Source organism: Cohnella pontilimi (assembly GCF_005049045.1).
Lineage (GTDB): Bacteria > Bacillota > Bacilli > Paenibacillales > Paenibacillaceae > Cohnella > Cohnella pontilimi.
The window spans coordinates 636,745-649,958 of the sequence record NZ_SUPK01000001.1 but is presented as its reverse complement, the minus strand read 5'-3'; the positions used below and the strand labels follow the sequence as shown (position 1 = coordinate 649,958).

The following is a 13,214-nucleotide window of genomic DNA, read 5'->3' as shown; positions in this document are numbered from 1 at the left end:
GGGTCGCTTTTTTATTTCAGGTATTTGCGAATATACGGTTCGATTTTTTCCGGCGCCACGTTCGGGGCAAAGCGCTTTACGACGCGCCCGCGGCGGTCGACGAGAAACTTGGTAAAATTCCACTTAATGACTTTGGTGCCGAGAAAGCCGCGCGCTTCCGAGGTCAGGTGACGGAACAGCGGGTGAGCGTTCGGCCCTTTGACCTCCGTTTTGGCGTGCAGCGGGAAGGTCACGCCGTGATGGAGCAAGCAATTCCGCTCAATCGTCCCTTCGTCGTCGGGCTCTTGCCCTGCAAACTGATTGCTCGGAAAGCCGAGTACTTGTAAGCCTTGATCGGCATACTTTTCATGGAGCTGCTGCAAACCTTTGTACTGGGGGGTGAACCCGCACTTGCTTGCGGTGTTGACGATGAGCATCACTTTTCCTTCATATTCGGCCATCCGTTTCGTTTCTCCCCGAATGGTCGTCACCTCGAAGTCATAGAGAGACACGCGACATTCCTCCGCTCGGCAAATATTGGTATAATTGAGGTATAACACGAGTACCAACGGAATTACAAGGAGGATCACTTGTGATGACTTCGATCTACGAATTCAAAACCCGCACGCTGAGCGGGAAAGAAACGGACTTGTCCGCTTATCGGGGCAAGGTGCTGGTCATCGTCAACACGGCGAGCCAATGCGGTTTAACGCCGCAGTACGCGGACTTGCAAAAGCTGTACGAGCAATATCATGCTCAGGGACTGGAAATACTGGGCTTCCCCTGCAATCAATTCGGCGGGCAAGAGCCGGGCAGCAACGAGGAAGTGGCGGAGTTTTGCCAGGTCAATTACGGCGTCACGTTCCCGATGTTCGAGAAGATTGACGTGAACGGACCGGAGGCTCATCCGCTGTACCGGTATTTGAAGCAGCAAGCTCCCTTGGAGGGTTCCGAGGATAACGGCATTCAGTGGAACTTCACCAAATTTGTGGTCGACCGGGAAGGCCGTGTCGTGAAACGGTTCGAGCCCGGTGTGCAGCCGATGGAAATGGAGTCCGAAATCCGGCGTCTGCTATAATGCGGGAGACTTTATTCCTGCAACGCGGAAACTTGCCATAATATTCCATGCCACATCTTCCCATTCGTCGACGCGCAATATACAATGGCAAGGTATGGAACAAATAGAGGGGGAAGTTACGTCGTGATCGTAGGCATTCCGAAGGAAGTCAAAAAACAGGAAAATCGCGTCGCCATGACGCCGGCCGGCGCCGGCATGCTTCGCCAGCAAGGGCATGAGGTGATCGTGCAGACAGGAGCCGGGGCGGGAAGCGGGTTTACGGACGAAGAATATACGGCGGCGGGTGCTGTTGTGGTCGGACAAGCCGAGGAAGTATGGCGGCGTGCCGAGATGATCGTGAAAGTGAAGGAGCCGATTCCGGAAGAATTCGGATTTTTCCGCTCCGGCCAAATTTTGTTTACCTACTTGCACCTGGCCGCGGCACCCCAATTGGCCAAAGCGCTCGCAGACGCCGGTGTGACGGCGATCGCCTATGAGACGATCCAGCTGCCGAACCGCACGCTGCCGCTGCTCACGCCGATGAGCGAAGTGGCGGGACGCATGTCCGTTCAGGAGGGAGCCAAGTACCTCGAGTCTTTCTTCGGAGGACGCGGCGTATTGCTTGGCGGCGTACCCGGCGTACCGCCGGCGGAAGTCATCATTATCGGCGGGGGCATCGTCGGCACCAACGCCGCGAAAATGGCGCTCGGTCTTGGAGCGGATGTGGTGGTGCTGGAGAAAAGCGCGGAACGCATGCGGTATTTGGACGACGTGTTCCAAGGCCGTCTGCGGACGCTGACCAGCAATCCGCATAACATTGCCAGCGCCGTCCGGAAAGCGGATCTGCTCATCGGAGCCGTACTCGTGCCCGGCGCGCGCGCTCCGCGGCTCGTGACCGAAGAAATGGTGAAGACCATGAAAAAAGGCGCCGTGATCGTGGACGTGGCGGTCGACCAAGGCGGTTCGATCGAGACGGTGGACCATGCGACGACGCACGAAAATCCGGTATATGAGAAACACGGCGTCATCCACTATGCGGTGGCCAACATGCCGGGAGGCGTTCCTCGCACTTCTACGCTTGCGCTGACCAATGTGACGATCGACTATGTGATGCAGCTCGCGTCCAAAGGTTTCGGCCCGGCAGTCGCCAAAGATGCCGCGCTGGCGCTCGGGGTCAATGTACATAAAGGTGCGATCACGCATCCGCAAGTCGCCGAGGCGATCGACCTGCCGTTTACCGCATTGGAATCACTGCTGTGACATGAATCGTCCCCCGTCCACATACGGTGTAACGACAAGCCTTTAACGGACGGGGGAATATCGCATGAAACAAACGTACGATAAGGGGTGGGGGCGTCTTCAATTTACGCTCCTTTTTTTGGTGCTTGCCGTTGTGGTCCACAGCTTGTTCGGCTGGTTCCACAACTGGCTCCGGCCGGAAGATCCCTACAAGGTGCCGGACGGCCGGGCCGCCAAAGTGTTTCTTTCCGGTGAAGGCGGCGATCCGGCGGCTTCGCCGGGCGACCGGCTCCGGTTGTTTTTTTGGTATGGCGAGTGATCAGGTGCGAAAAGAGGGATGCGGCAACATCATGGAAAAATGGGTACAAGCCTATGAGCGGTATTTGTCGGAAGACCGTTCGGTCAGCGGGAATACGCGTCTCGGCTATTCGCGTGATTTGCGCCACTTTTCGGATGCCATGGAAGCCCAAGGACTGAAGACGCCGCAGGACTTGCAGCCGTTTCACATACAAGCCTATTTGAACCGGCTACGGCAGGAGGGCAAGTCGGCGGCCACGTTGGCGCGGCGGCTCGTGTCGGTCCGCGGGCTGTGCAAGTTCGGCATCATCGAGCGGTACATCGACCGGGATCCGACGCTGCAGCTGGAAATCCCCAAGCCGGAACGCAAAGCTCCCCGGGTTTTAACGCTCGCGGAAGTGGAAAAGCTTCTTGATGCTCCCGAGGCGTCGACGCCCCAAGGGCTTCGAGACAAAGCGATGCTGGAACTGTTGTATGGAACGGGTCTGCGGGTATCCGAGCTGATGGCGCTGGATGTTGCAGATGTGCATTTGGAGATGGGATTTTTGCAATGTTCGGCAGGAAGCGGCCGGGAACGGATCGTGCCGGTAGGCGGAGCATCCGTTCACTGGCTTCGGGAGTATTTAAAGCAGGCGAGACCGGTTTTGGCGAAAAACGAGCGTTCCGGTTCCATCCTGTTTCCGAACCACCTCGGAACCCGGATGACCCGGCAAGGATTTTGGAAAATCGTTAAAAAATATGCATCCGAATCGGGGATTTCCTCCGAGTTGACACCGCACAGTCTGAGGCATTCTTTTGCGGTACATTTGTTGGACAACGGCGCGGACGTACGGGCCGTCCAGGAAATGCTCGGCCATGCGAGCCCGCAAACGACGCAGAAATATGAGCCTTCGGTGCGTTCGAAAGTGAAGGAAGTGTATGACCGCACACATCCGCGGGCTCGTTCTTGATGGACCCCGGGTGGATTTTGCCGCAGAAAAGAGGAACCGAAAATGAACTTTGAAAGAGTCGCCGTCATTGTGCTCGACAGCGTCGGCATCGGCGAATTGCCGGACGCCGCAGAATATGGAGATAAAGGCGCGCATACGCTCGGCCACATTGCCGAGACCGTGCCGTCCGTGTCTCTTCCGAACATGCGGCGCCTGGGGCTTGCCAATATCGCCCCAATCGGCGATTGGCAGCCCGAGTCTAAGCCGACGGCCCATTTTGGCAAAATGACTGAGGTTTCCGCCGGCAAAGACACGATGACCGGCCATTGGGAACTCATGGGGCTTCGCATCGAGACACCGTTCCGCACGTTCCCTGACGGATTTCCCGCGGAGTTGATTTCCGCTTTCGAACGGGAGACGGGCCGCAAGGTGATCGGCAACAAGCCTGCGTCCGGCACGGAAATATTGGACGAGCTGGGCGAAGAGCAAATGAACACCGGCGCGTGGATCGTCTATACGTCCGCGGACAGCGTGTTTCAGCTTGCGGCTCATGAAGAGATTATTCCGCTGGACGAACTGTACGAAGCTTGCCGGATCGCACGCCGTCTCACGATGAAGGATGAATGGTCGGTCGGCCGGGTGATCGCCAGACCGTACGTCGGGAAGCCGGGTGCTTTTCAGCGAACGCCGAACCGGCACGACTATGCGTTAAAACCGCCGAAGCCTACCGTGCTCAATGCGCTGAAAGAGGAAGGATTCGATGTCATTGCCGTCGGCAAAATCAACGATATTTTCGATGGTGAAGGCGTCACGCAAGCGCTGCCGACCAAGAGCAACGCGTACGGGATCGAGACGACGCTGGAGCAGCTGAAAACGCCTTTCCGCGGACTTTTGTTCACGAACCTTGTCGACTTCGATTCGCTGTACGGGCATCGGCGCGATCCTGACGGTTACGCGCGTGCGCTGGAGGAGTTCGACCGTGCGGTTCCGGCGCTGCTGGACACGCTCGGCGAGCGTGATGTGCTGGTCATTACCGCGGATCACGGCAACGATCCTACGCATGCCGGTACCGATCATACGAGGGAGTATGTGCCCGTATTGGCGTATAGTCCCGCTTTCCGGCAGCCTGGCGACTTGGGCACCATGAGCACCTATGCGGATTTGGCGGCGACCATCGCGGACAATTTCCGTGTCTCCATCTCGACCCATGGCCACAGCTTTCTTGCGAAACTACTATGAAAGTCAAAGGGGAAAACATGCGATGACACACGTTACGAAAGCGATTATTGAAGAAACGGCGGACTACATCGCCTCCCGCACGAATATCCGCCCGGAGATCGGGCTTATTCTCGGATCCGGTCTCGGCGTGCTCGGTGACGATCTCGACGATTCGGTGACCATCCCGTACGCCGATATTCCGCATTTTCCGGTGTCCACGGTGGAAGGCCATGCGGGCGAGCTCGTGCTCGGACGCCTGCAGGGGCGCCAGGTCGCTTTGATGCGCGGACGGTTTCATATGTACGAAGGCTATGAAGCCGAGCGCACCGCGCTGCCGATCCGCGTCATGAAGGCGCTCGGCGTGAAGACGCTGCTCGTCACGAACGCGGCCGGAGGGGTGAACCTCGATTACGAGCCGGGTGACCTGATGGTCATCTCCGACCATCTGAACCTGACCGGCCGGAACCCGCTCGTGGGTCCGAACGACAATGCGCTGGGCGTCCGTTTTCCCGATATGTCCGAGGCCTACAGCAAGCGGCTCCGGGAAGTGACCCGGACAGCGGCGTCCGAGCTCGGCTTCCAAACGAAGGAAGGCGTGTACGCCGGCCTGCTCGGACCGAATTACGAGACGCCGGCGGAAATCCGCATGCTGCGCACGCTGGGAGCCGATGCAGTCGGGATGTCCACCGTCGCGGAAGTGATCGCGGCCCGTCATTCCGGCTTGGAGGTGCTGGGCATCTCGTGCATCAGCAACATGGCGGCGGGCATTCTCGACCAGCCGCTCTCGCACGAAGAAGTGATGGAAACTTCGGAAAAAGTGAAGGAACGTTTTATTTCGCTGGTGCTGGCCGTACTCCCGCAAATGTAACGCGTTATTTCCGCTGCATAGGACAGTACCGGAATCCGTTCCGGCCGCTGTCCTTTGTTTTTGTTCGTATATGCTATAATGAAGGGATATTGAATGGCCGGATGGCCATCGGAAAAGCGGGGCGTTTATGATCCATCCGATCACCTTGGAAGATATCCGCAATTGGTGCGGTGACGATATTTTTCAGCGGGGCCAAAATTATTTCAAGCAAAAAAGGGTGATTCGCTTCGAGCGGGATCCGGACGGCCGGCTTTTTGACGCGGTCGTCAGCGGCACTCGGCGTTATCCGGTGCACATCGAGCTGCAGGACGGCGGCGTCGCGTCCGCGGTATGCGAATGTGCTTTTTACGAATCGAACGGCGAATATTGCAAACATATCGCCGCCGTGCTGCTGCGTATTCATGAACTGCAGCGAGGCACTGCTCAGCCGGAATCCGAGGCGGTCATCACGAACGAACACGTCTATTTGGCGCGCAGCATGATTTCCATTTTCGACAAGGCTCCCGCCGTTGATGACTCCGAGCAGCATTACTTGCTGGAACAGCGGGAACCGCTTCAAGTCGAATATACGTGCACGGCGATTACGAATACCCGGAAGCCCTCGCTGACTATTGAGCTTAAGCTCGGGACGAAAAGGCTGTACACGATTCAAAAGCTCAAGCAGCTGCTGACCCACTATGAACTCGGCACCGCCTACGATATCGCCAAGCTGTTCACGTTCGATCCGACGATCCAGACGTTCTCGGAGACGGATCGCGCGATTATGGAGGTACTGGGTGACATCGCCCGGAACGAAACGGCTTACCGGGAATCGCATCTGATGTACGCTTTCTCCGGTTATTCCAACAACGAGCGGATGCTGTTCGTACCTCCATACGCTTGGGAAAGGCTGCTGCCTTTGCTGCTGAAGGGGAACGTCCGGTTTGTGCACGGAGGCCAAACGTATACCGGACTTCATGAAGAGCAGGGAAGCGTTCCGCTTTCGTTCCGGTTCAATCAACCGAGTGCGGACGTGTACCGCGTCGTGGTGGAAGGATTGCAGCATGTAACGGTATTGGAGCCGTATGAAGCGGCTTTGGAAGGAAACCGCATCTATCGAATGGATGCCGCCGCATGCAAGCAGATCGCCGAGCTGAAGAGCTTGTTCACTCGTACTTCCGAACACCAAGTGCTGATCTCGCCTTCCCACCTGGAATTGTTTTTGGCGCGTGTCGTCCCCGGACTGAAGCATCTCGGCCCGGTGACGTTCGACGAAGATGTGCAGAACCGGATCGTGACGGCGCCGTTGGAGGCGAAGTTGTATTTGGACCGCGAGGGCGAGCGGCTGAAGGCCCGGCTGGAGTATGTGTACGGAAACGTTACGCTCGATCCGTTTGCCGCGCGCAGCGGCCAATCGTTGCCAAGCGATCGCATCCTGCTGCGAGACGGTGAAAAAGAAAACCGGGTCATGACGCTGATGGAGCAAATCCCGTTCCAATACAACGGGAAAACGCTGCACCTCGATCACGAAGACGATATTTACCACTTTTTGTTCCGGACGCTGCCTCAATTAAATAAGTGGACGGAAGTGTACGCCACACCGTCCGTCGAGATGATGCTGGCGGCGCCTCCGCGTCCGCCGAAAGTGCTGGTTGACTTGGAGCCCGGCACCGACTGGCTGGAGGTCCGGTTCGACATAGACGGGATCGACGACGACGAAATCCGGGAGCTGCTGCGGCATTTGGTGGAGAAGAGAAAGTACTACCGGATGCCGAGCGGAGCGTACGTGTCCCTCGAAGAAGAGGGATACGCGTCGATCGGCCGGATGCTGGAAGAGATGGACTTGCGCAAAAACGACCTGCAGCACACGAAGCTTCATTTGTCGGTGGCGAGGGGGCTTCGTTTCCTCGATCCGGAAGACAAGGTGGCGGGGGTAAAGCTCGGGCAGCGTTTCCGTGAGATGCTGGACAATATGAGGAATCCGGACAGCCTCGATTTTCCGATACCGGAAGCCGTGGCGCCGATTTTGCGGGATTATCAGAAGTTCGGATTCCAGTGGATGAAAACGTTGGCTCACTATCATTTCGGGGGCATACTTGCAGACGACATGGGACTCGGCAAAACACTGCAGAGCATCGCCTTCCTCCTCTCGGAACTGCCTCAGATCCGGGAACAGAAAACGCCTGCGCTGATTGTCTGTCCGGCTTCTCTTACGTACAACTGGTGGAACGAGTTGAAGAAGTTCGCACCCGACATTCGGGCGGTCGTCATGGAAGGGGACAAACCGACACGCGGCGGGATTTTGGATGACTTGTCGGAAGTCGACGTGCTCATCACCTCGTATCCGTTGCTGCGGCGCGACTCCGCGGACTACGCCGACCTGCGCTTCTCCGTGCTGATTTTGGATGAGGCACAGGCGATCAAAAATCATGCGACCCAAACTGCGCAAACGGTGAAGGACATCCGTGCCCAGCACCGGTTCGCACTGACGGGAACTCCGGTCGAAAACCGGCTCGAAGAGCTTTGGTCCATTTTTGACGCCGTGTTCCCGGAGTTGTTTTGGAGCCGGAAGCGGTTTATGGATTTACCTCAGGAGCAGGTGGCCAAGAGAGTGCGCCCGTTCTTGCTGCGCAGGTTGAAGTCCGATGTGCTGAAAGAGCTGCCGGACAAAATCGAAACCGTGCACACGTCCGAGCTGCTGCCGGAGCAGAAGAAGCTGTATGTCGCTTACCTGACGAAGCTGCAGGAGGACGCATCGCGCAGAATCCGGGAAGAAGGATTCCAAAAGAGCCGGATGCATATTTTGGCGGGCATGACGCGGTTGCGACAGCTATGCTGCCACCCCGGCGTGTTCGTGGAAGGATACGACGGGGATTCGGGAAAATTGGAGCAGCTGCTGGAAATCGTGGAAGAATGCCGCGGCTCGGGCAAGCGTATGCTGGTGTTCTCACAGTTTACAGAGATGCTGGGTATTATCCGCAGCGAGCTGGAGAAGCTGGGCGTCACGTATTTTTATTTAGACGGCAGTACGCCGGGACGCGAGCGTGTGGAGCTGTGCCGGCGGTTTAACGATGGGGAGGGCGAGCTGTTCCTGATCTCTCTGAAGGCCGGAGGAACGGGCTTGAACTTGACCGGCGCGGACACCGTGCTGCTGTACGACTTGTGGTGGAATCCGGCCGTGGAGCAGCAGGCTGCGGACCGTGCGCACCGCATCGGCCAGAAAAAAGTGGTCCAAGTGATCCGGCTCGTCACGCAAGGAACGATAGAAGAGAAGATGTACGCGCTGCAGCAGCGCAAGCGCGATTTGATCGACGCCATCGTCCAGCCGGGCGAAGAGGCTTTCACCTCTCTCGGCGAAGAAGACATCCGCGAGCTCCTCATGATTTGAATCGAACGGCCTGGGACCCTGCTCCCGGGCCGATTTTTTTGCGGTCAATTTCACTTTGGATTCCACTCAGGTGCTCTAACGATACTTTCGAGCGTTACAGCCCGCATCCTCCGTAACTCGGGAGCTCTAACGATACTTTCGAGCGTTACAGCCCGCATCCTCCGTAACTCGGGTGCTCTAACGATACTTTCGAGCGTTACAGCCCGCATCCTCCGTAACCCAGGTGCTCTAACGATACTTCCGAGTGTTGCAGCCCGCTTCCTCCGCAACCCGGATGCTCTAACGATACTTCCGAGTGTTGCAGCCCGCTTCCTCCGCAACCCGGATGCTCTAACGATACTTCCGAGTGTTGCAGCCCGCTTCCTCCGCAACCCAGGTGCTCTAACGATACTTCCGAGTGTTGCAGCCCGCTTCCTCCGTAACTTTGGTACTCTAACGATACTTTTCGAGCGTTACAGCGTCCTTTATCGATGTCTTTTTCTTTCGATTTTTAAAAGTATAATTTTGTTGACATTTTAGCAGTACCAGGCGTATAAATTATACTGTAATGGTTTGTTAAGTATAATTTAGGAGGCGCGACATGTCGGCGATTCAGGCCCGAAGTTTGAACAAGCGCTATGGCAGCAAGCGTGGTGTAACGGATTTGAATCTGGAGGTAGGCAAAGGAGAAATATTCGGTTTTATTGGACCGAACGGGGCGGGCAAGTCAACTACGATACGGATGATCATGCAGCTGATCGCCCCGTCATCCGGCGAATTGACCGTTCTGGGGAGCCGTATAACCGGAGACGACCCGAAGCTGCGAAGTCGAATCGGATATTTGCCTTCCGAAATCCGGCTGTACCCGGACTTGACCGGGCGCCAGGCGCTCGAGCTGGCTGCCGGCATTCATGGAATCGACCTCAAAAAATCCCCGGTTCTCGATTACGCGGAGCGACTGCAGTGGGATATGAAACCGAAGATTAAATCTTACTCGCTCGGAAACCGTAAAAAACTTGGCATTTTAATGAGCCTCGTTTACGAGCCGGAGCTGCTCGTCTTGGATGAACCGACCTCCGGCTTGGATCCGTTGGTGCAGCATCAATTTTTCGAGATTGTTCGGGAATGGAACGCCTCCAAAGGAACGACCGTCTTTTTCTCTACGCATGTGCTGACGGAAGTGGAGCGGCTTTGTCAGAGGGTGGCCATTATCCGGGAAGGACGGCTGATTCGCGTGTCGTCCGTATCGGAATTGACGGCAGCGGGAGGTCACATCGTCGAAGTGACGTTCGCGGAACCGGGCGACCGGCGCGACGTATACGGCTTGCACAGCTTGGATCCGGCCGCGGCATTCACGGATGGCGTGCACCGGATGCATGTTAGCGACAATAAGCTGCAGGCGATGCTCGGTATGCTGACGGATAAGCCGATCGCAGACCTGAATGTGCGCAGACCTTCGCTTGAAGAAAGATTCATGGACGAATACCGTTCGAAATCGTCGACGGAAGCGGGGGGACAATAGGCATGAATAAGCTGTTAGGTTTTGAATGGCGTCAAAACAAGCGGGGGTTCTGGATCGCCTTTGCCGTCGTGGTTCTTCTCCAAGCCATGTTCGCGGGCAGTGCCCAGTCGTATATCGGCAATCCGAGCATCGGCGACATGATGAAATCGATGCCGCAGGGCATGCTGGAAGGCTTCGGCATTCATCCGGAAAGCTTGTCTACGTATGAAGGATGGATATCCGGCGAACCGTTTACCTTTTTCGTCCTGCTGCTCGGCTTTTTTGCGATGAATTGGGCGATCGGCTCGATCGTGAAAGAAAGAGACCGGCAGACCGCGGAGTTTTTGTTTACACTGCCCCGCAGCCGCAGCGAGATTTATTGGAGCAAATGGGGCGCCCACCTGATTCAGGTTTTGCTCGTAGCCGTCGTGTCGACTGCGACTGTTCTAGTTCTCGGCGCCTCGTCCGGTTTGATGGAGCATTCCGGCGCGGTGATGGCGGTCACGACTTCCGGATTTCTGACGACGCTCGGTTTCATGGGCATCGGCTACGCTCTAACACCTTGGCTGAATTCGGAACGCGGAGCGCTATCGATCGGAATCGGGCTTGTGCTGTTGATGTTTCTTTTCAACATGCTCGCCAGTTTCGGTGACAACTTGAGTTGGCTGGCCGATCTGAGCTTGTTTCATCTGTTCGATCCCTTTGCGCTCAGCCAAGGAAGCGGTATGCCGGCGGCACCGATTGCGACCGCGCTGGCGTTGTACGCAGCGGGAAGCTTGGCCGGCTGGGTTGCGCTTCTTCGGAGGGACCTTTAACATAGACCCAAAGGAGAGAATTCCGTGGGCCGAAAAAGAGACGCCGTGGTGGAAACCGGCAAACGATTGTTTTTAGCGCAAGGGATTGCGGGTACGAGTATGGATCAGATCGCAGAGGCGGTTCCGGTATCCAAAATGACGCTGTACAATATTTTCGGCAGTAAGGAAGGTTTGCTGGAGGCGGTTTTGGACAGCATTCTCGAGGAAGGAGTCGCTTCTTTTGACAAGGCCATGAGCGAAGCGGCCGATCCTCTTGATGCTCTCAACCGGCTCGCTTCGATAGAAGGTGTCGAGAGGGAAATGTCGGTGGCTTTCCTGCAGGATTTACAAGCTTTCCCGGAACTGTTGGATAAGCTGGTGCGGCTGGGATCCGAGCATGTGATGCCCCGTTTCCACCAAGTGATTTTGGAAGGGCAGCAGAAAGGGCAAATCCGCAAAGATTTGTCTCCGATCGTGATCGTATCCTTTTTGCAAGCGATGAAAGATTTTTTGACCCGTTCCGAAGCGCTGCTGGGTGTGGGGAATCCGCAAACGATCGGCCAGCAGCTCACCACCATTTTTTATCACGGGATTTTAACGAATGAATCTAAGGAAACGTCCGATGGGTGAAGAGCGCCCCCGGGCGTTTTTTGCTGCGAAGTTTCAAAGACTGGAATAATTTGCATCCCCTTCGGACAGACTGGTTGGATGAAGAAACCATGGCTGAAGACAGGCCTGCAGGAAGGGGAAGCCCATTTGACCCGACAGCGTTTTCGTTTTCCGATTTGGATCGTCGCACTGACGATCGCAGCGGTCTTCGCAGCCGCACCTGCCGCTCTCGCGAAGGAAAAAGTACCGGCGAAGCCCGTTACGGATTTGGCGCCAGGCGCGCGGTCCGCGATTTTGATGGATGCCGACAGCGGCACCGTGGTATACGAGAAAAACATTCATGAGTCGCTACCACCCGCCAGCATTACGAAAATTATGACGATGCTTCTGGTCATGGAAGCCATTGATCAAGGTCGCTTGAAGATGACCGACAAAGTTTCGACGAGTGAGTACGCGGCCTCCATGGGCGGCTCGCAGATCTTCCTTGAGCCGGGGGAACAAATGACGGTCGAGGAAATGCTCAAAGGCGTCGCGCTTGCTTCGGGGAATGATGCTTCCGTCGCGCTGGCCGAGAAATTGGCGGGCACGGAAGAAGAGTTCGTGCGCATGATGAACGAGAGGGCGGCCGAACTCGGATTGAAGAACACGAAGTTCGTAAACTGTAACGGTTTGCCTGCATCGGGCCACGTGTCTTCGGCTTATGATATCGCCGTCATGTCGAAGGAGTTGCTGAAGTACGAGCAAATCACGAAGTTCACCGGATTGTATCAGGATTATCTAAGGAAAGACAGCGAAAAGCCGTTTTGGCTGGTCAACACGAACAAGCTTGTTCGATTCTATCACGGAGCGGACGGTCTCAAAACGGGTTTTACCAGTGAAGCGAAGTTTTGTCTGTCTGCTACCGCGCGCCGCGACAATCTGCGAATGATCGCTGTGGTGATGGGCGAACCCAATACCAAAACGCGCAACGCCGAAGTTTCCCATATGTTCGATTATGCTTTTGCGCAATATACGAATGTGCCGATTTACAAGAAAGGCGATGCGATCGGCATGCTCAAGGTGGAAAAAGGCAAGAAAGCCGAAATTGCGCTCACGGCCAAACATTCCTACAGTGTATTAGTGAAAAAGGGTGACAAAGGCAAAGGAATCCGCCACGAGCTTATGCTGGAAAAGCAGGTCAAAGCGCCGATCAAAGCCGGTCAGCCGGTAGGCAAGCTAATCGTCTACCGCGGAGAAGAAGTGTTGAAAGAATTCCCGGTGGAAGCGCCGATGTCGGTCGGCCGGGCAGGATGGTGGACGCTGTTCAAGCGTTCGGCCGGTCATCTGTTCCTCTTGAATTAAGGTTCGCGCAAGGGCGGTAAGACGGATTTGCGTCAC

At 56.2% G+C, this 13,214-nt stretch carries 12 protein-coding genes; 11 read left to right on the top strand and 1 reads right to left on the bottom strand.

The features are described 5' to 3' along the window. Positions 1–11 precede the first annotated feature (11 nt). Positions 12–491, bottom strand: a complete 480-nt coding sequence (locus E5161_RS03260) for a glutathione peroxidase (protein ID WP_136776221.1) — start codon at positions 489–491, stop codon at positions 12–14. Between the two features lie 83 nt (positions 492–574). Between E5161_RS03260 and E5161_RS03255 the strand changes: the two genes are divergently transcribed. The 11 genes from E5161_RS03255 (at position 575) to E5161_RS03205 (ending at position 13,178) form a co-directional block, all read left to right on the top strand. Continuing rightward, positions 575–1,057 (top strand): glutathione peroxidase, encoded by a 483-nt coding sequence (locus E5161_RS03255; protein WP_136776420.1) that lies wholly within the window; start codon positions 575–577, stop codon positions 1,055–1,057. Between the two features lie 123 nt (positions 1,058–1,180). Continuing rightward, positions 1,181–2,296: an alanine dehydrogenase gene (ald, locus tag E5161_RS03250; RefSeq protein ID WP_136776220.1), complete on the top strand. Its 1,116-nt coding sequence runs from the start codon at positions 1,181–1,183 to the stop codon at positions 2,294–2,296. A gap of 64 nt (positions 2,297–2,360) precedes the next feature. Beyond that, a complete protein-coding gene (locus E5161_RS03245; protein WP_136776219.1) occupies positions 2,361–2,594 on the top strand; it encodes a DUF4227 family protein in 234 nt (77 codons plus the stop codon). A gap of 31 nt (positions 2,595–2,625) precedes the next feature. Further along, positions 2,626–3,522, top strand: a complete 897-nt coding sequence (locus E5161_RS03240) for a site-specific tyrosine recombinase (RefSeq protein WP_136776218.1) — start codon at positions 2,626–2,628, stop codon at positions 3,520–3,522. A gap of 42 nt (positions 3,523–3,564) precedes the next feature. Further along, on the top strand, positions 3,565–4,740 hold the full coding sequence (locus E5161_RS03235) for a phosphopentomutase (protein WP_136776217.1): 1,176 nt from the start codon (positions 3,565–3,567) through the stop codon (positions 4,738–4,740). A gap of 22 nt (positions 4,741–4,762) precedes the next feature. Further along, positions 4,763–5,587: a purine-nucleoside phosphorylase gene (locus tag E5161_RS03230; protein WP_136776216.1), complete on the top strand. Its 825-nt coding sequence runs from the start codon at positions 4,763–4,765 to the stop codon at positions 5,585–5,587. Positions 5,588–5,714: 127 nt separating this feature from the next. Beyond that, positions 5,715–8,954 carry a DEAD/DEAH box helicase gene (locus E5161_RS03225; protein ID WP_136776215.1) on the top strand — a complete coding sequence of 1,080 codons (3,240 nt, stop codon included), beginning with the start codon at positions 5,715–5,717 and terminating at the stop codon, positions 8,952–8,954. A 580-nt stretch (positions 8,955–9,534) separates the two neighbouring features. Continuing rightward, positions 9,535–10,455 (top strand): ABC transporter ATP-binding protein, encoded by a 921-nt coding sequence (locus E5161_RS03220; protein WP_136776214.1) that lies wholly within the window; start codon positions 9,535–9,537, stop codon positions 10,453–10,455. Positions 10,456–10,457: 2 nt separating this feature from the next. After that, entirely contained in the window at positions 10,458–11,249 is a 792-nt protein-coding gene (locus tag E5161_RS03215) for an ABC transporter permease subunit (RefSeq protein ID WP_136776213.1), read from the top strand. 24 nt (positions 11,250–11,273) lie between these two features. Beyond that, entirely contained in the window at positions 11,274–11,858 is a 585-nt protein-coding gene (locus E5161_RS03210; RefSeq protein ID WP_136776212.1) for a TetR/AcrR family transcriptional regulator, read from the top strand. A 78-nt stretch (positions 11,859–11,936) separates the two neighbouring features. After that, on the top strand, positions 11,937–13,178 hold the full coding sequence (locus tag E5161_RS03205) for a D-alanyl-D-alanine carboxypeptidase family protein (protein WP_136776211.1): 1,242 nt from the start codon (positions 11,937–11,939) through the stop codon (positions 13,176–13,178). Positions 13,179–13,214: the final 36 nt, after the last annotated feature.